The sequence below is a fragment of the Streptomyces sp. NBC_01571 genome (assembly GCF_026339875.1).
Taxonomy (GTDB): domain Bacteria; phylum Actinomycetota; class Actinomycetes; order Streptomycetales; family Streptomycetaceae; genus Streptomyces.
Genome location: NZ_JAPEPZ010000001.1, coordinates 1539997 through 1556076 on the forward strand (window position 1 = coordinate 1539997; position 16080 = coordinate 1556076).

Annotated in this window: 14 protein-coding genes; 7 read left to right on the plus strand and 7 right to left on the minus strand. The window is 71.1% G+C overall.

What is annotated here, in order from left to right; translation table 11 throughout:
• Nucleotides 1-272 precede the first annotated feature (272 nt).
• The 4 genes from OHB41_RS06960 (at nt 273) to OHB41_RS06975 (ending at nt 5038) form a co-directional block, all read left to right on the plus strand.
• Nucleotides 273-2141, plus strand: coding sequence for an ABC transporter transmembrane domain-containing protein (locus OHB41_RS06960; RefSeq protein ID WP_266705718.1), 1869 nt, complete (start codon nt 273-275; stop codon nt 2139-2141).
• Nucleotides 2138-3919 carry an ABC transporter ATP-binding protein gene (locus tag OHB41_RS06965; protein WP_266697065.1) on the plus strand — a complete coding sequence of 594 codons (1782 nt, stop codon included), beginning with the start codon at nt 2138-2140 and terminating at the stop codon, nt 3917-3919. Before OHB41_RS06960 ends, OHB41_RS06965 begins: the two co-directional genes overlap by 4 nt.
• Nucleotides 3920-4249: 330 nt before the next feature.
• Nucleotides 4250-4720 (plus strand): DUF5709 domain-containing protein, encoded by a 471-nt coding sequence (locus OHB41_RS06970; RefSeq protein WP_266697066.1) that lies wholly within the window; start codon nt 4250-4252, stop codon nt 4718-4720.
• A 42-nt stretch (nt 4721-4762) separates the two neighbouring features.
• Nucleotides 4763-5038: a type B 50S ribosomal protein L31 gene (locus tag OHB41_RS06975; protein ID WP_266697067.1), complete on the plus strand. Its 276-nt coding sequence runs from the start codon at nt 4763-4765 to the stop codon at nt 5036-5038.
• Between the two features lie 95 nt (nt 5039-5133).
• On the opposite strand, the gene OHB41_RS06980 is transcribed toward OHB41_RS06975, so the two are convergent.
• Nucleotides 5134-5928: a metal-dependent hydrolase gene (locus tag OHB41_RS06980; protein WP_266697068.1), complete on the minus strand. Its 795-nt coding sequence runs from the start codon at nt 5926-5928 to the stop codon at nt 5134-5136.
• Between the two features lie 145 nt (nt 5929-6073).
• Here OHB41_RS06980 and OHB41_RS06985 point away from each other — a divergent pair, with 145 nt between their 5' ends.
• Nucleotides 6074-8587 (plus strand): DEAD/DEAH box helicase, encoded by a 2514-nt coding sequence (locus tag OHB41_RS06985; protein WP_266697069.1) that lies wholly within the window; start codon nt 6074-6076, stop codon nt 8585-8587.
• A 19-nt stretch (nt 8588-8606) separates the two neighbouring features.
• On the plus strand, nt 8607-9473 hold the full coding sequence (locus OHB41_RS06990; RefSeq protein WP_266697070.1) for an acyl-CoA thioesterase: 867 nt from the start codon (nt 8607-8609) through the stop codon (nt 9471-9473).
• A 37-nt stretch (nt 9474-9510) separates the two neighbouring features.
• On the opposite strand, the gene OHB41_RS06995 is transcribed toward OHB41_RS06990, so the two are convergent.
• Both OHB41_RS06995 and OHB41_RS07000 read right to left on the minus strand, forming a co-directional pair.
• On the minus strand, nt 9511-10581 hold the full coding sequence (locus OHB41_RS06995; protein ID WP_266697071.1) for a DUF6397 family protein: 1071 nt from the start codon (nt 10579-10581) through the stop codon (nt 9511-9513).
• A 126-nt stretch (nt 10582-10707) separates the two neighbouring features.
• Complete coding sequence (locus tag OHB41_RS07000) at nt 10708-11121, minus strand: roadblock/LC7 domain-containing protein (RefSeq protein ID WP_266697072.1); 414 nt, start codon at nt 11119-11121, stop codon at nt 10708-10710.
• A 92-nt stretch (nt 11122-11213) separates the two neighbouring features.
• Here OHB41_RS07000 and OHB41_RS07005 point away from each other — a divergent pair, with 92 nt between their 5' ends.
• Complete coding sequence (locus OHB41_RS07005; RefSeq protein WP_266697073.1) at nt 11214-11642, plus strand: PPOX class F420-dependent oxidoreductase; 429 nt, start codon at nt 11214-11216, stop codon at nt 11640-11642.
• Nucleotides 11643-11809: 167 nt separating this feature from the next.
• On the opposite strand, the gene OHB41_RS07010 is transcribed toward OHB41_RS07005, so the two are convergent.
• From OHB41_RS07010 to OHB41_RS07025, 4 genes are all read right to left on the minus strand, one after another.
• On the minus strand, nt 11810-12415 hold the full coding sequence (locus OHB41_RS07010) for a GTP-binding protein (protein WP_153292055.1): 606 nt from the start codon (nt 12413-12415) through the stop codon (nt 11810-11812).
• A gap of 251 nt (nt 12416-12666) precedes the next feature.
• On the minus strand, nt 12667-13062 hold the full coding sequence (locus OHB41_RS07015) for a DUF742 domain-containing protein (RefSeq protein WP_266697074.1): 396 nt from the start codon (nt 13060-13062) through the stop codon (nt 12667-12669).
• A complete protein-coding gene (locus OHB41_RS07020; protein WP_266697075.1) occupies nt 13059-13520 on the minus strand; it encodes a roadblock/LC7 domain-containing protein in 462 nt (153 codons plus the stop codon). Before OHB41_RS07020 ends, OHB41_RS07015 begins: the two co-directional genes overlap by 4 nt.
• Entirely contained in the window at nt 13517-16072 is a 2556-nt protein-coding gene (locus OHB41_RS07025; RefSeq protein ID WP_266697076.1) for a sensor histidine kinase, read from the minus strand. Before OHB41_RS07025 ends, OHB41_RS07020 begins: the two co-directional genes overlap by 4 nt.
• Nucleotides 16073-16080: the final 8 nt, after the last annotated feature.

Here is a 16080-nt window from a genome sequence, read left to right on the forward strand (position 1 = left end):
GACGGCCTTCCGGACCCGCACCCGGCGGCCCGGAACGCGGTCGCGACCGCGGGCGCGACCGGGGGCGTCGCCCCGCTCGGGGGCGGATCGCGACGGGACGCGTCGGACGGGCCGAAACGTTGTCCCAACGGAAAAAACCGCTTGCTTCGGACTGCTCCCTGCCGCGAACCTTTCACGGTTTGCTGCCGGCCTCGGAGACCGGCCTGGTCGCCGAAACGTTGCGGCTTCCCCTCACCCCCGAACCCACCCCTTACACGAGCCACTGGGACGTCATGCAGATTCAAGACCTTCCCTATCCAGACCCGGGTGTGCCGGACGCCCGCTCCGGCCCCCGATTCCTGCGGTGGCTCGGCCGGAACCAGCTGGGCGGGCAGTTCAAGGCCCTGGCCTGGGGACTGCTGCACTTCGCCGCCGTCGCCGGGCTTCCGTTCTGTGTGGGCCTGTCCGTGCAGGCCGTCGTCGACGGATCCGGCACGCGGCTCGCTCTGGCCGGCGGGCTGATGGGGCTGTGCGGTGCGGGCATCGCGCTGGGCGAAACCATGCTGCACCGGGCCGCGGTCACCAACTGGATCACCGCCGCCGCACGCGTCCAGCAGTTGCTGGCGCACAAGACCGCCCAGCTCGGCTCGGCGCTGACACAGCGCGTCGCGGCCGGCGAGGTCGTCGCCGTCTCCACCGGCGACGTCGAGAAGATCGGCTGGTTCGTGGAGGCCCTGTCGCGGTTCGCGGCGGCCGCGCTGACCGTCGTCCTCGTCTGCGTCGGCCTGGTCGTCTACCAGCCGGCACTCGGCGTGATCGTCGCCGTGGGCGTGCCCGTCCTGGCGCTCGCCGTGCTGCCGCTGCTGCCGCGCGCCACCCGGCGCGCCGACTTCCAGCGCGAGAAGGCCGGACGCGCCACCGAGCTGGCCTCGGACACCGTCGCGGGTCTGCGCGTGCTGCGCGGCATCGGCGGCGAGGAACTGTTCCTCGACCGCTACCGCCGCGCGTCCCAGGAGGTCCGCCGGGCAGCCGTGCGCAGTGCCCGCATGTGGTCGCTGATCTCGGCCGTCCAGGTGCTGCTGCCCGGCCTGCTCATGATCGCCGTCATCTGGCACGGCGTGCACCTGGCCCGCGACGGCCGGATCACGGTCGGCGAACTGGTCACCGTGTACAGCACGGTCATGCTGCTCACCTATCCGCTGCGGCACTTCGAGGAGATCGCCATGGCGTACTCCTTCTCCCGTCCGTCCGCCAAGCGCGCCGCCCGGGTGCTGTCCCTCGAGCGCGCCACGGACAGCGGCGGGTCACGCGCGGCCGAGGTGCCTGGCGGCGATCTGTACGACCCCGTCACCGGGCTTCTCGCGCCCGCGGGACGGCTCACCGCCGTGGTCTGCGGTGACCCGGACGCGGCGGGCGTGCTCGCAGAGCGCCTGGGGGGCCACCCTTCCACGGAGGGCACCTCCGTGCTTCTGGGAGGCGTACCGCTCGACGACCTGCCCCTCGGCTCCGCGCGTACCGCCGTCCTCGTCCAGGACAAGGACCCGGTGCTGCTGTCCGGCTCGCTGCGCGAGCTGCTCGACGTGCCGTCCTCGGGTGAGGTGAGCGCGGCCGACGCGCTGGCCGCCGCGCAATGCGGCGACGTCCTGGACGCGCTGACGCAGGGCTCGGTCGACGCCGAGGACCCGATGGACGCCCGCATCACCGAGCGCGGACGCTCCCTGTCGGGCGGCCAGCGCCAGCGTCTGGCCCTGGCCCGGTCGCTGGTCACCGACCCCGGCGTGCTGGTCCTGGACGAGCCGACCTCGGCCGTCGACTCGCACACCGAGGCACGGATCGCCGACGGCGTCCGCGCCCTGCGCGCCGGACGCACGACGGTCGTCTTCACCTCCTCACCACTGCTCCTGGACCACGCGGACCGGGTCGTACTCGTCCACGAGGGCGAGGTCGCGGCCGTAGGAGTACACCGCGAGCTGGTGCTCGGCGAACCGCGGTACCGGGCGGTGGTCACCCGGGAGACGGACGAGGAAGCCGCCACCGACGGTGGAGGCGCGGGCGTCGGCACCGTCGACCCCCCGGACGGGCTCGACAAGATCGACAAGCTCGACGAGCTCGGCAGGACCAGCAAGATCGACGAACTGGAAGAAATCGAGGAAACCGCATGATCGGCCTGGCGCCACCGGCGTACGACCCGGCGGCCCCGACGACGGCGAACACCCTGCCCGTCGGCGCCGCCTCGACCGTACGCGCCTACGTCACCGAACTCTTCCAACGGCACCGCCGGGCCTTTCTGCTGCTCGTCACCGTCAACACGGTGGCCGTGGTCGCCTCGATGGCCGGGCCCTATCTGCTGGGCGCGGTCGTCGAGCGGGTCTCGGACCATGCCCGGGATCTCCACCTGGAACGCACCGCCGCGCTGTTCCTGGCCGCGCTCGTCATCCAGGCCGTCTTCGTGCGCGAGGTGCGGCTGCGCGGCGCCATGCTCGGCGAACGCATGCTCGCCGACCTGCGCGAGGACTTCCTCATCCGGTCGGTCGGGCTGCCGCCGGGCGTGCTGGAACGGGCCGGCACGGGCGACCTGCTGTCCCGCATCACCACCGACATCGACCGCCTCGCCAACGCGATGCGCGAAGCCGTGCCCCAGCTCGCCATCGGCGTGGTGTGGGTCGTGCTGCTGCTCGGAGGGCTGGCCGTCACCGCACCGCCCCTCGCCCCCGCGGTCCTGGTCGCCGTCCCTCTGCTGGTCGTCGGCTGCCGCTGGTACTTCAAGCGTGCCCCCGCCGCCTACCGCTCGGAGGCCGCCGGCTACGCCGCCGTGGCCGCCGCCCTCGCCGAGACCGTGGACGCCGGACGCACCGTCGAGGCGCACCGCCTGGGCGAGCGCCGCATCGACCTGTCCGAGCGCCGCATCAAGGAGTGGACGGCCTGGGAGCGCTACACCCTGTGGCTGCGGTCGGTCCTCTTTCCTGTCGTCAACCTCACCCATGTCACGGTCCTCTGCTCGGTCCTCATGATCGGCGGGGTCTTCGTCCTGCGGGGCTGGATCGATGTGGGTCAGCTGACGACGGGCGCGCTCATCGCGCAGATGCTGGTCGACCCGGTGGGCCTGATCCTGCGCTGGTACGACGAGCTGCAGGTCGCCCAGGTCTCGCTCGCGCGGCTGGTCGGCGTCCGGGACATCGAGCCGGCGGCCGGTGATCCCGAGGTGATGCCGGACGGGCGCGACGTGCACGCGGATGAGGTGCGGTTCGGTTACCGCGCCGGCGTGGACGTGCTGCGCAAGGTCTCCCTGGAGGTCGCGCCGGGCACCAGGCTCGCGCTGGTCGGCCCGTCCGGTGCGGGCAAGTCCACCCTGGGAAGGCTGCTCGCCGGGATCTACGCCCCCAGGGACGGCCGCATCACGCTCGGCGGCGCCGAACTCTCGCGGATGCCCGCGGAGGCGGTCCGTACCCACGTGGCCCTGGTCAACCAGGAGCACCACGTCTTCGTGGGCTCCCTGCGCGACAACCTGCTGCTCGCCCGGACGGGAGCGGCCGACGCCGAGCTGTGGGCGGCCCTGGGCGCGGTCGACGCCGACGGCTGGGCCGGGGCTCTGGGCGACGGTCTGGACACCGAGGTCGGTTCGGGCGGACTGGCGCTCACTCCGGCGCAGGCCCAGCAGATCGCGCTGGCCCGGCTGGTCCTCGCCGATCCGCACACGCTGGTGCTGGACGAGGCGACCTCGCTCCTCGACCCGCGGGCGGCCCGTCATCTGGAACGCTCGCTGGCGCGCGTCCTCGACGGACGTACCGTCGTCGCCATCGCGCACCGGCTGCACACCGCCCACGACGCGGATGTCATCGCCGTCGTGGAGAACGGCCGGATCAGTGAGCTGGGCAGTCACGACGACCTGGTCGCTGCGGACGGCGCCTACGCGGCCCTGTGGAGGTCCTGGCACGGATGACGTGGTCCTGACCGAGCGACGCGGCCCGGACGCGCGGGCCGCGCCGGTGCGGTCAGGGGGGCATGCGTGGACAGCGGTGGAGCGGCCGGCGCCATTCCGGCGGGGCCGCCGCACCGGTGTCCGCGGCCTCGCTCCGTGGACGGGTAGGTCCCGCGGCGGAGCCTGTGGCGTTGCGCGGTGCCGAACCGGAGTGGAAGGCTGGATGTCGGCACCGATTCGGGGAGCGTCCGGGAGCCACCCGGTTCGCGCGGGGCGGGGCCGGTGTCCAGTGGCCGTGCCCGCCGTCGAGGGTGGTGGGACCGGGCTCACCCGCATCACCTGGAGGTACCCGTGGAGAGCGCCGACGGATGGGGAGACGACGTCTACCAGCCCGACGGATCCGAGGTGCAGGACGACGCGGGGCTGCTCGACGTCGAGGACACCCTGGACGCCGACGGTGTGGGTGACCCACTCGACCGGGGCTGGTCCCCGCCGGAGCGGCCGTGGGCGGTGGAGCACTCCGGCGTGACCGCCTCCGAGCGCAGGCACGGCGAGACCCTGGACCAGCGCCTCGCGGAAGAGCTGCCCGATGTCGTGGAGCCCGACGGGGACGGCATCGGCGACTACCCGGACGGGGACGGCGAGCCCCTGGACAACGAGGTGGGCGCCGCCCGCTCCGGCCGTCTCGTCGCCCCTGCCGAAGGAGCGCACGAGGACGAGGAGAGCGGGCTGATCGCCACCGACGTCGGCATCGACGGCGCCGCGGCCTCGGCCGAGGAAGCCGCGATGCACATCGTCGACGAGGACACCATGTCCGGCTGACCGGGCCTTCCCCGGCCTGCCCTTCCCACGCAAGGAGCACCCATGCAGCAGGAGAAGCAGCCCGACTACCACTCTGTCGTCTTCCGGGACCGGGCCGCCGGATTCGCCTTCCTCACCCGTTCCACGGCGACGAGCGAGCGGACCATCGAGTGGGACGACGGCGAGACCTACCCGGTCGTCGATGTCGAGATCTCCTCGGAGAGCCACCCGTTCTACACCGGCAAGGCCCGGACGGTGGACACCGAGGGCCGCATCGCGCAGTTCGAGAAGCGCTACGGAAGCTCCGAACAGGGCGGGGAGAAGAAGGACACGGCGTGAGGCCCTGAGACCGTCGCCGCCGGGCGCGGGAGCGTCACGTCCACCGGGCGCGGGAGCGCCGTCGTCGCCGGACGCGGCGCTCCCCCGGTCTTCGGTCAGATGAAGTTGAGCGCCGCCGCGCAGCCCACCCCGCCCAGCAGCATGAACACCGGCGTCAGCACCTTGAGCTCGACCCAGCTGCCGGCCCGGAAACGCATCACCTTGGGCGGCCCGATCGGGTACCAGCGCTTGCGGCCGAGCGGGATCGGCCACAGGATCGGGCAGCCGGACACCGTCAGCGCGTCCCCGATGTCGTGCACCAGCGCACCCAGGACGATCGGCAGGCCGAGCCACAGGTACTCCTGGCCGGGCGCGGTGAACAGCCAGTCCGAGCCGTTGCCCGGCTTGTCCAGGATCCCGGCGAGGATCCAGGCGCTGGTCGCGGCCAGCAGCCAGACCAGGACGTCGCTGCTGGACCCGCGCGCGGCCCGCCACAGCAGCCCCTCGATCGCGAGCACCATGTGCACGAACAGGATCGCCAGGACCGCCCAGCGCCCACCGGTGATCGCCATCACCGAGGATCCCGCGCCGATCACCACCGCCCACAGCCAGGTGTGCGTCAGCGTGCGATGGCCACCGGAGCGCCGCGGGTCGCCGGCCTTGCGTGTCGACTTGTAGACCGCGTACGAGAGCTTGTCGACGATCTCGCACACCCCACGTGAGATCGGTCCGAAGGCCCGCGAGATGGTCGCCGCCTTGTGGTCCAGGTCGGGGGCGAGCGCGGCCCCCGCGCAGATCAGAGCCCCGACGAGGAGGACCGGCCAGGGCATGGTGTGACCGGTGGCGGCGGCCGCCGCCCCGACACCGAGCCAGGCCGCGGCCCCCGACAGTGAGTGTGCTGGTCCCATCATGGCCGTTCCCCGCCCCATTCCGCTTGTGCCGCTGTCCAGTTACCCGCGTACGGTGACGCTTCGCCGGCGCCACAGCGTAACGTTCGTGATCTTCGGCCTGACATCCGATTCCCCCATCGAGCGGGTCGACAGGCAAGATGGGGGCGTGACCCTTATCGATCAGCTGCCGCAGACCGCAGATCCCGACGCCCTCTACGAAGCCTTCGAGTCGTGGGCCGGGGAACGTGGTCTCACGCTCTATCCCCACCAGGAGGAGGCGCTGATCGAGGTGGTCTCGGGGGCGAACGTGATCGTCTCGACCCCCACCGGCTCGGGGAAGAGCATGATCGCCGCGGGTGCGCACTTCGCCGCGCTCGCCCGGGACGAGGTCACTTTCTACACGGCACCGATCAAGGCGCTCGTGTCGGAGAAGTTCTTCGAGCTGTGCAAGATGTTCGGCACCGAGAACGTGGGCATGCTCACCGGCGACGCCTCCGTCAACGCCGACGCGCCCGTCATCTGCTGTACCGCCGAGGTGCTGGCGTCCATCGCGCTGCGGGACGGCAAGCACGCCGATGTCGGCCAGGTCGTGATGGACGAGTTCCACTTCTACGCGGAGGGCGACCGCGGCTGGGCGTGGCAGATCCCGATCCTGGAACTGCCCCAGGCACAGTTCATCCTGATGTCGGCGACGCTCGGCGACGTCTCGATGTTCGAGAAGGACCTCACCCGGCGCACCGGCCGCCCCACGTCGGTGGTCCGCTCGGCGACCCGGCCCGTGCCTCTCTCCTACGAGTACGTGCTGACTCCGCTGACGGAGACGCTCACCGAACTGCTCGCGACCAAGCAGGCCCCGGTCTACATCGTCCACTTCACCCAGGCGCAGGCCGTGGAGCGGGCGCAGGCACTGATGAGCATCAACATGTGCACCCGGGAGGAGAAGGACCAGATCGCCGAGCTGATCGGCAACTTCCGGTTCACCACCAAGTTCGGCCAGAACCTCTCCCGCTACGTACGCCACGGAATCGGCGTCCATCACGCCGGCATGCTCCCCAAGTACCGTCGGCTGGTCGAGAAGCTGGCCCAGGCCGGCCTGCTGAAGGTCATCTGCGGCACGGACACCCTGGGCGTCGGCGTCAACGTCCCCATCCGCACCGTGCTGTTCACCGCGCTGACGAAGTACGACGGCAATCGCGTGCGCACGCTGCGCGCCCGTGAGTTCCACCAGATCGCGGGGCGCGCGGGGCGGGCGGGCTTCGACACGGCGGGATTCGTCGTCGCGCAGGCGCCCGAGCACGTGATCGAGAACGAGAAGGCCCTCGCCAAGGCCGGCGACGACCCGAAGAAGCGTCGCAAGGTGGTGCGCAAGAAGGCTCCCGAGGGCTTCGTCGGCTGGACGGACAACACCTTCGAAAAGCTCATCTCCTCCGAACCCGAGCCGCTCACCTCCCGCTTCCGGGTGACCCACACGATGCTTCTGTCGGTCATCGCCCGGCCCGGGAACGCCTTCGAGGCGATGCGGCATCTGCTGGAGGACAACCACGAGCCGCGCAAGCAGCAGCTGCGGCACATCCGGCGGGCGATCGCGATCTACCGCTCGCTCCTCGACGGCGGCATCGTCGAGAAGCTGGACACCCCGGACGCCGAGGGCCGCATCGTGCGTCTCACCGTCGACCTGCAGCAGGACTTCGCGCTCAACCAGCCGCTGTCGACGTTCGCGCTCGCCGCGTTCGACCTCCTGGACCCCGAGTCCCCGTCCTACGCCCTGGACATGGTGTCCGTCGTGGAATCCACCCTGGACGACCCGCGGCAGATCCTCGCGGCCCAGCAGAACAAGGCGCGGGGCGAGGCCGTGGCCGCGATGAAGGCGGACGGCGTCGAGTACGAGGAGCGCATGGAGCGGCTCCAGGACGTGTCGTACCCCAAGCCGATGGAGGAGTTGCTCTTCCACGCCTACAACACCTACCGTAAGAGCCACCCGTGGGTCGGCGACCATCCGCTGTCGCCGAAGTCCGTGATCCGTGACATGTACGAACGCGCCATGTCCTTCACCGAGTTCGTCTCCTTCTACGAGCTCGCCCGCACCGAGGGCATTGTGCTGCGCTACCTGGCCAGTGCCTACAAAGCCCTGGAACACACCGTCCCGGACGACCTCAAGTCCGAGGACCTGGAGGATCTGATCGCCTGGCTGGGCGAGTTGGTGCGCCAGGTCGACTCCAGCCTGCTGGACGAGTGGGAGCAGCTCGCCAACCCGGAGGAGATGACGGCCGAGGAGGCCCAGGAGAAGGCCGACCAGGTCAAACCGGTCACGGCGAACGCCCGCGCCTTCCGTGTCCTCGTCCGCAACGCGATGTTCCGCCGTGTCGAACTCGCCGCCCTCGACCACGTCGACGAGCTGGGCGCCATGGACGCCGACTCCGGCTGGGACGCCGATGCCTGGGGTGAGGCGATGGACAAGTACTGGGACGAGTACGAGGACCTGGGCACCGGCCCGGACGCCCGCGGCCCCAAGCTGCTGTCCATCGTGGAGGAGCCGCAGAACAGCCTGTGGCGCGTCCGTCAGACCTTCGCCGACCCGAACGGCGACCACGACTGGGGCATCAGCGCGGAGGTCGACCTCACGGCGTCCGACGCGGAGGGCCGCGCCGTCGTCAAGGTCACCGACGTCGGCCAGTTGTGAGCACAGGAGAATCCGACACATGACAAACCCAGCCGAGAGACTCGTCGACCTGCTCGACCTGGAGAAGATAGAGGTCAACATCTTCCGCGGCCGCAGCCCGGACGAGTCGCTGCAGCGTGTCTTCGGCGGCCAGGTGGCCGGCCAGGCGCTGGTCGCCGCCGGGCGTACCACGGAGGGCGACCGCCCGGTGCACTCGCTGCACGCGTACTTCCTGCGTCCGGGCAGGCCGGGCGTGCCGATCGTGTACCAGGTCGAACGGGTCCGGGACGGGCGCTCTTTCACCACGCGGCGTGTCACCGCCGTGCAGCAGGGACGCACGATCTTCAATCTGACCGCCTCCTTTCACAAGCCTGAGGAAGGGACTTTCGAGCACCAACTGCCGCCGGCTCGCGAAGTCCCCGACCCCGAGTCGCTGCCGACGCTGCCGCAGGAGATCACCAAGCATCTGGGCACGCTTCCGGAGGCGTTGGAACGCATGGCGCGTCGCCAGCCGTTCGACATCCGGTACGTGGACCGGCTGCGCTGGACGCCGAACGAGATCAAGGACGCGGAGCCGCGCAGCGCTGTGTGGATGCGGGCCGTGGGACCGCTGGGCGACGACCCGCTCGTGCACACGTGCGCCCTCACGTACGCGAGTGACATGACGCTCCTGGACGCCGTCCGCATCCCGGTGGAGCCTCTGTGGGGGCCGCGTGGCTTCGACATGGCCTCCCTCGACCACGCCATGTGGTTCCATCGGCCGTTCCGGGCGGACGAGTGGTTCCTGTACGACCAGGAGTCGCCCATCGCGACCGGCGGGCGAGGGCTGGCCCGCGGACGCATCTACGACATCGAGGGGCGCCTGCTCGTCTCCGTCGTCCAGGAAGGTCTGTTCCGAGCGCTGTAGAGACGCGCCGATGACGATCCGTCAGATTGCCAGGTCGTCAGGTGCTTCTGCGGCGCAACCAGCCGAGCAGCCCGCCCGGCCGCCCGCGTTCCTCGGACGCGGGCGGATCTTCGGGAGTGGCTGTCCGCGGCCACGAAGCCACCGCCGGAGACGTGACCGGCGCGGCGCCGACCGGTGCTGCTCCGGCTGCCCCGGCACCGACCGGCGCCCGGGCAGCCGGAGCGAAGGACGCCGCAGCTGGAACAGCCGGCCGAGAGGCCACCGAGGGTGAAGGGGCCGGGGACGATCCGGCCGGTTCCGGGACGACGCCGGGCTGAGCCCTCGGCGTCGGACGCGGTGCGGGGTGCGTCTCTCGGGCTTCGGCGACGGCCTGCCCCAGGTCGGCGCGGAGCCAGCTGATCTCGTCGGGGTCCTCGGCCGTCATGATGCGGGAGACGAGGTGCGCGGCGGGCGAGTCCGGTGCACTGTGGGAGGGGCGTTCGGGGCGGAAGCGGTTCAGGCAGGCGCGCTCGTACGGATCCCTGACGACCTCCGCCACCTGGGCGGGGTCGAGCAGGGAGGCCACGACCGCTGCCCTCGCCCAGGGGCCCTCGGCCTGGCGCAGCAGGAATCCCATGTACCGCCCCCGCCAGTTACGGGGCCGGAGGTCCAGGCCGCCCTCCAGCTGGTCGCGGAGTCCCTCGGGCGTACGGCCCCTGAGCAGCGGAGCGTTCTGCCTGTCGGCCGGGAACCGGCGCAGTTCCTCGGCCAGGTACAGCCAGACCACGGCCCTGTAGCGGTTCAGGTAGAACTTGACCGGCACCACGAGACCCAAGCGTGCGAGGCGTGTGAACCTGGCGGTGGAAATGCCCAGGAGGGCGGCCCCCTCGGTCGTACCGACAGCCTTGACCCGCTCTCGCAGCGCCTCGGGAAATTCCTCTTGGGAACGCACGCGGTCGATCTCCGCACGGGCGACCCGGCGTCCCCCTCCCCCTCCCCCTTCGTCGGGAACGGTGCGCACGTATCCGAGGTGCACCGCCAGGTCGAACTCGCCGCGCCTGAGCTCCAGCTCGCGGGCGGCGCGGGCGAGCGACCAACTGGCGGACTGCGTGACGGTGTTACCGGACATGACGGTCTCCCCCGTGGAGTACGGTGCTCGCGCCGGTGTGCGCTTGCCTCGAGAAAAACCGTAGCCGGTCCGGACGATCTCGTGGCGCGCCTGTGGATAACTCCGCCGCGAACACGTCTCCGCAGGTCAGGAGTCCAGCGAGGGGGATCGCTCCGGCTGGCGCGTGTCCACTCGCAGGTGTTCGCCGACACGGTTCACCAGCAGCGTCATCTCGTAGGCGACCTGGCCGATGTCGGCCTCGGCGGCACTGAGAACGCACAGGCAACTGCCGTCTCCCGCCGCGGTGACGAAGAGCACCGCTTCGTCGAACTCGATCATCGTCTGACGCACCTGGCCCGCGCCGAAGTGACGGCCGGAGCCCTTGGCCAGACTGTGCAGACCCGACGAGACCGCCGCCAGGTGTTCGGCGTCCTCGCGTCGAAGTCCCGTACTCGCCCCCGTCACCAGCCCGTCGTTGGAGAGCACCAACGCGTGCCGGACGTGTTCGACGCGCGCGGTCAGATCGTCCAGCAGCCAGCCGAGTCGCGTGTTCTGCTCCATGTCCGTCTCCCCGTGTCGTGTCTCCCCCTGACCGGAGGATTCGACCAGCCAGCCTTCCCCACGGCCGCCCTCCGGGCAAGGAGGATGGGGGCATGGCACAGAAGATGACCGACGAGCAATGGCGGGCCTTCGTCTCGCACGGCACCCGCACCGGAAAACTGTCGACCGTCCGGGCGGACGGGAGTCCGCACGTGGCGCCGATCTGGTTCCTGCTGGACGGTGACGACCTGATCTTCAACACCTCGAAGGAGACCGTGAAGGGACGGAACCTGGCCCGTGACGGCCGCGTCGCCCTCTGTGTGGACGACGACCGGCCGCCGTTCGACTTCGTGGTGCTGGAAGGCCGCGCCGAACTGTCCGAGGACCCTGACGAGTTGCGCCGCTGGGCCGCCCGAATCGGTGGCCGCTACATGGGTGCGGAGCGGGCGGAGGAGTTCGGGAAACGCAACGGAGTCCCGGGCGAACTCCTCGTACGCGTGCCGATCGACAAGATCCTGGCCTACTCCGCGGTGGCGGAGTAGGCCAGGCGGCACAGCCGTGTACGGCAGGCCGACGCGGATCCCGTCGTTCGGATCAGGCTGACTGTGAGATGCGACGTCCTGTGGCCGACCGCCTCCGCGAACGTCCGCCTGTTCCGAACGACACTCCATGGATCCCCTCGTCCGTGGGCCTCCGGCGACTCGGCTTCTCAGCCGACGGAGTCGAGCAGCCGGGCGGTGTGCACCCGCCCGGCGTACTCCACCAGTCGGATCAGCACCTCCTTGCCGGAGTCCCGGTCACGGGCGTCACAGAGCACCACCGGCGTGCCCCGGTCGAGGTCGAGGGCGCGGGACACGTCCTGGGCTCCGTAGGCCCGGGCGCCCGCGAAGCAGTTGACGGCCACCACGAACGGGATGTGCCGGTGCTCGAAGTAGTCCACCGCCGGGAAGCAGTCCTCGAGCCGCCGGGTGTCCGCGAGGACGACGGCTCCGAGCGCGCCCAGCGACAGTTCGTCCCACAGGAACCAGAAGCGGTCCTGGCCCGGGGTGCCGAAGAGGTAGAGGGAGAGACCGGACCGGATGGTGATGCGGCCGAAGTCCATGGCGACGGTCGTCGTGGCCTTGCGGTCCACACCCTCGGTGTCGTCCACCGACTGGCCTGCCTCGCTCAGCAGTTCCTCGGTGCGCAACGGGCGGATCTCGCTGACCGCGCCCACCAGGGTGGTCTTCCCCACGCCGAACCCACCGGCGACCAGTATCTTCAATGCCAGCGCGGACGACTCGGCGGCCGAGGCGTCGGAGTTCTCGGAGACCATCGATCACTTCCCTCGGGAGTGCCGACAAAGGTCGGCATGGCCCGTCCGCACCCGGTGGGGTGGGACGCAGGTGCATGGCGGGCGCTTCGGTGCATTCGGTACAGGTCTGCGGGTGCGCGAAGTCAGCATCATGGCAACTGCGCCTTCCCCGCGCGGGAACGGACCGCTAATGGACCGTTGCGACCGTCTCGCGGCTGTTCGGCGTCCGGACGTGGGCAAAAGCGGGTACTGGCCGGGCCGACATCGTTCATCTAGAGCGCCCTCAACCCTTCGATCACCTCGTGGAGGATCCGCTCGTCGGGCAGCTGTGCGGGCGGCACCGGGCGGCTGACCGTGACGCGGCCGCGTTCCAGCAGGTCGCCCAGCAGCACTCTGACCACGCCTACCGGCAGGTCGGTGTCCGCGGCGAGCTCGGCCACGGACTGGGTCTCGACACGGCACAGGTCGATGAGGTGGCGGTGTTCCGGCCCGAGAAGCGAGTCGTCGTCGGCCCCGGGCGCGGCCGTTTCGAGGGTGACCAGAGCGATCAGGTCGAAGCGCACCCCGGTGGGGCCGGGTTGGGTGCGTCCGCCCGTCATCGCGTACGGGCGGACGAGGGGTCCCGCCTCGTTGTCGTACCACTGGCTGCCCACCACGCCCTCGCTCATCCGTATCGGCCCTCCTCGGCCGATCCGGCGGCGGGCGGTTGCGCGGCGGCGCGCGGAGGTGCGTGGAGGTGCTCGCCGACGCGCTTGACCAGCCGTGCCATCTCGTAGGCCACCAGCCCGATGTCGGCCGTCGCGGCGGTGAGGACGGACAGGCACGACCCGTCGCCCGCTGCCGCCACGAGCAGGAAGCCGTCGTCCATCTCGACCAGCGTCTGGCGTACGCCCCCGGCACCGAAATGACGGCCCGCGCCTTTCGCCAGACTGTGGAAGCCGGAGGCGACAGCGGCCAGGTGTTCGGCGTCCGCGCGGCCAAGGCCGGTGGAGGCTCCCACCGCCAGCCCGTCGTTCGACAGCACCACCGCGTGCCGTACTTCGGCCACACGAAGCACCAGGTCGTCCAGCAGCCAGTCGAGCTCGCCGGATCTCTGGGCAGCCCGCAGGCTCGGGTCCTGAATCACGCGGGGTCTCCTTCGCCGCTGTCGCCACCCGCGTCGGGGGCTGAGGTGCCGCCGGGACCGGATGTCCGGCCGCTGCCGCGCGCCCAGCCGTCGCGGTAGGCCGTCATACGGTCCCGTACGAGTTCGGGGGTGCGGGTGTCTTCGCTCCGGGGACCGGGCGCATGGGCCGGCTCCTCAGGGCGCTCTTCGCGCAGTTGGGGTGCAAGGCTGGCCTGCCGTACGCGCCTGGGGAGGCCGTCGTCACCGTCGGAGGCTTCCGGAGTGCGGTGCAGCCGCAAGGTGGTGACTCCAGGTGGCGGTGTTTCGGGTGTGGTGTCCACGGGGGCTTCGACGGCGGCCTGTACGGGAGCCACGAGGACGGGCCGCTCGGCGGGCGCCTGGACGACCTCCCTTTCGGGGGCGGCCGACACGCGCGCGTACTCGCGTTCCGCGGGCTCTTCGGTGTCCGCCCCGCGAGGGGATCGTTCCGCCGAACCTGGGTGCAGCAGCGCCGTGGGAAGCAGGACGACCGCGGTGGTGCCTCCGTAGGGCGAGGTCCGCAGGTGCACCTTGATGTCGTGCCGGGCGGCGAGCCTGCTGACCACGAAGAGACCGAGACGGTCGCTGTCGGACAGGTCGAGCGTCTCGGTCTCCTCGATGCGTCGATTGGCCTCGTCGAGTGTCTCCTTGCCCATCCCCAGCCCCCGGTCCTCGACCTCCAGGGCGTAGCCGTTGCCGACCGGCTCACCGGTGATACGGACATGGGTGTGCGGCGGTGAGAACTGCGCGGCGTTCTCGACGACTTCCGCAAGGAGATGCGTGAGGTCCGCGACAGCGGCGCCGATGACGGACGTCTCCGGGAACTGCCGTACGTCCACGCGCGCGTAGTCCTCGATCTCGGACACGGCCGCGCGGACCACGTTCGTCAGTGAGACCGGCATGCGCCAGGCCCGGCCGGGTGCCGCGCCCGAGAGGATGATGAGGTTCTCCGCGTGGCGCCGCATACGGGTGGTGAGGTGGTCGAGCCTGAAGAGGTCGCCCAGTTCGTCCGGATCCTCGGACCGGCGCTCCATGCTGTCCAGCAGGCTCAGTTGGCGATGCACGAGGACTTGGCTGCGGCGGGCGAGATTGACGAAGATTCCGGAGATTCCGCTCGCGAGTTCCGCGCGTTCGACCGCGGCGTGCAGGGCGGCCCGGTGGACGGTGTTCAGGGCCTCCGCGACCTGGCCGGTCTCGTCGTCGGAGGGCGGCCCCGACGGGGCCTCGGCCCGGACGTCGATCTCCTCCCCCGCGCGCAGTTTGCGCATGGCGTCGGGGAGTTTGCGCCGGGCGATCTCGAGGGCGCTGTTGCGCAGGGCCACCAGTTCGACGACCAGGCCGCGGCCGATGCGTACGGAGATGACGAGTGACGCGGCGACGGCGGTGAGACCGAACACGACGGCGGCGCCGGCGGGCGTTCGAAGACCGCGGCTCAGCGGGTAGGCCCGGCCCTCGACACCTCGGCCCGCGTCGGCCTCGATCGTGCGCATGGCGTCACGCACGCGCGCGTGAGCCGCGTTCCAGTCGCCTTCCGGCGCGGCGTCCACGGCGGTGGCGCCCGGCCGGGACGCGAGCGCCCTGTCCTCGACGGCGCCCACGTCGGCGTACGCACTACCGCCCATGAGGTCGCGCCAGGACGCCTGTTCGGCCCCCCGCAGATCCGCGACGGACGCGTCGGTCAGCGCACGGCGGGTGGCCACGGCTCCGGTGAACAGCCGCAGTCGTTCGCCGTCCAGGGTGCCCGCGAGCCGCGCGCCGGACAGCACCGTGTCCTCCTGCGCGAGCGCCTCCCCCGCCCTCGAGAACTCGAGGAGCACGCGCGCCTCGGATCCCGGACCCGGGTCCTCGACGCTGGTGAGTGAGCCGGTCACCGCGAAGGCCGCCGAAATGGCCTCGGTGTACTGCCCGTAGGTCTCGTCCCAGCCGGTACGGCGCTCCCGTACGGCGCTGCGCAGCGTTCGCAGGTCCTCCGCTGCGGTGACGAAGGAGTCGAGGCGCCCTGCCACCCCGGCAGGCAGGTCGGCGCCGTCGGCGACGGTGTTGCGGTCGCCGAGCCGCAGTTTCGCCACCGCGTGGTCGGTGCGTTCCGCGAGCGCCCTGAGGTCGCTCTGCCGCTCGGAGTCCGGATCGGTCGCGTAGCGGACGGACGCCGCCCGCTCGGCCTGCAACGCGGTGACGGCGTCGTCGATCGGAACACGGATCATGGAGTCCACGCGTTGCAGCTGTCGCAGTCGCGCGACGTCCTGAGCCGTGGCCACCGTGGCATACGCCCACAGCGCGAACAGCGAGACGACCGGCACCATCAACAGACAGATGATCTTCGCCCGCACGGTGCGGGGGCGCGGACTCCAACGACCGGCGGGACGTGGGATCGCCTCGGGACGCGGGTTCGCCCCGGGTCCCATCCCGCCGGCGTTCTCGTCGCGGCCGCCGTGCTCCTCGGCGGGCGGGCCGGCATGGGCACGACGGCCGCGCGCCGGAGCCTGGGACGGCGGCTCGGCGCCGGGTGCGGGGGTTGTACGGGGTGTACGCATGGCCTCCT

Excerpts from the sequence above, each read along its gene's own strand:
- OHB41_RS07015 (WP_266697074.1), bottom strand. The coding sequence starts at position 13,062 with ATGAGCGAGGGCGTGGTGGGCAGCCAGTGGTACGACAACGAGGCGGGA.
- OHB41_RS06990 (WP_266697070.1), top strand. The coding sequence starts at position 8,607 with ATGACAAACCCAGCCGAGAGACTCGTCGACCTGCTCGACCTGGAGAAG.
- OHB41_RS06975 (WP_266697067.1), top strand. The coding sequence starts at position 4,763 with ATGCAGCAGGAGAAGCAGCCCGACTACCACTCTGTCGTCTTCCGGGAC.
- OHB41_RS06995 (WP_266697071.1), bottom strand. The coding sequence starts at position 10,581 with ATGTCCGGTAACACCGTCACGCAGTCCGCCAGTTGGTCGCTCGCCCGC.
- OHB41_RS07025 (WP_266697076.1), bottom strand. The coding sequence starts at position 16,072 with ATGCGTACACCCCGTACAACCCCCGCACCCGGCGCCGAGCCGCCGTCC.
- OHB41_RS07000 (WP_266697072.1), bottom strand. The coding sequence starts at position 11,121 with ATGGAGCAGAACACGCGACTCGGCTGGCTGCTGGACGATCTGACCGCG.
- OHB41_RS06965 (WP_266697065.1), top strand. The coding sequence starts at position 2,138 with ATGATCGGCCTGGCGCCACCGGCGTACGACCCGGCGGCCCCGACGACG.
- OHB41_RS06960 (WP_266705718.1), top strand. The coding sequence starts at position 273 with ATGCAGATTCAAGACCTTCCCTATCCAGACCCGGGTGTGCCGGACGCC.
- OHB41_RS06980 (WP_266697068.1), bottom strand. The coding sequence starts at position 5,928 with ATGATGGGACCAGCACACTCACTGTCGGGGGCCGCGGCCTGGCTCGGT.
- OHB41_RS07010 (WP_153292055.1), bottom strand. The coding sequence starts at position 12,415 with ATGGTCTCCGAGAACTCCGACGCCTCGGCCGCCGAGTCGTCCGCGCTG.
- OHB41_RS07005 (WP_266697073.1), top strand. The coding sequence starts at position 11,214 with ATGGCACAGAAGATGACCGACGAGCAATGGCGGGCCTTCGTCTCGCAC.